This is a genomic window from Xanthobacter autotrophicus (genome assembly GCF_030015065.1).
GTDB lineage: Bacteria > Pseudomonadota > Alphaproteobacteria > Rhizobiales > Xanthobacteraceae > Xanthobacter > Xanthobacter autotrophicus_D.
On the sequence record NZ_JAIVFN010000580.1, the window covers coordinates 1 to 382 of the forward strand.

Sequence of the window (382 nt, forward strand, 5' to 3'; positions counted from 1 at the left end):
GTCTTCAGCAGTTCGCGCGTGTTGGCGTCGTACTCGATCGAGACGATGGCGGTCTTGACGATGGCCAGACCGCGGTCGGACTTCCACTGGTAGCCCTGCTCGACGGCGGCAGACAGGCTCTGTGCAAAGCCCAGCGAATCCTGCTGCAGCTTGGTGATGCGGTTGCCCTTGCCCGGGTCGTTCGTGTACAGGCTGAAGGCCGGGGCCAGCGAACCGACCACTTCATTGAACAGTTGGCTGGCGGCGGCGTTGTCCAGGTCGGTGAAGTCGAACACCTGGCCAGGTTGCAGGTAGCTGGCCGGCACGAAGTTCTTCACGAACAGGATCGGGTAGACGATCTTGAGCGTGTAGGAGCCGCGCGTGACCGCACCCACCTGGGTGT

Annotated in this window: 1 protein-coding gene; it reads right to left on the minus strand. The window is 62.8% G+C overall.

Annotated features, from left to right (window positions below):
• Positions 1-382: hypothetical protein (locus tag K9U40_RS24600; RefSeq protein WP_282892647.1), on the minus strand; the 382-nt coding region annotated here is incomplete at both ends.